A 615-nucleotide genomic window follows, 5' to 3' on the forward strand; every position below is an offset into this window, starting at 1 on the left:
TTTTTAGTTACCTCGGCAGATGCTTTGATTACTTGGGCACGTACCGGTTCTTTAATGTGGATGAGTTTTGGTTTGGCTTGTTGTGCTATCGAAATGATGCAATGCTCAATGCCTCATTATGATAATGAGCGTTTTGGATATGCACCACGAGCTTCACCCCGCCAGTCAGATGTGATGGTGGTGGCAGGTACTCTAACAAATAAGATGGCTCCTGCTTTAAGAAAAGTGTATGATCAGATGCCAGAGCCGCGTTATGTGATTTCTATGGGATCATGTGCAAATGGTGGGGGATATTATCATTATTCCTATTCAGTGGTGCGTGGCTGTGATCGTATTGTGCCTGTCGATATTTATGTTCCAGGGTGTCCACCGACAGCAGAGGCATTATTATACGGCATATTATTGTTACAGAAAAAAATCCGTCGTACCGGATCCATAGAGCGATAGAGAGTTTTCTTGTCATGATGAATGAATCATTGGTTGAACTTGCGGCTTATTTGGAAAATAAGTTAGGAAATAAGCTTGAAGAGACTGTTCTTGCTTTTGGTGAATTGACTATTGTGGCACGTCTTGATGCAATTATCGATGTCTTAATGTTTGTTCGTGATGATTCTC

At 41.6% G+C, this 615-nt stretch carries 1 protein-coding gene and 1 pseudogene; both read left to right on the top strand.

Features of this window, described 5'->3' with window-relative positions; genetic code table 11:
• A partial coding sequence (locus tag ACFIO3_RS15040) for a NuoB/complex I 20 kDa subunit family protein (protein WP_375704778.1) occupies positions 1 to 447 on the top strand: 447 nt, incomplete at its 5' end.
• Positions 448 to 464: 17 nt separating this feature from the next.
• A pseudogene (locus tag ACFIO3_RS15045) lies at positions 465 to 615 on the top strand (NADH-quinone oxidoreductase subunit C); the annotation flags it as partial.

It is taken from the genome of Bartonella sp. AD328YNZD, assembly GCF_042196425.1.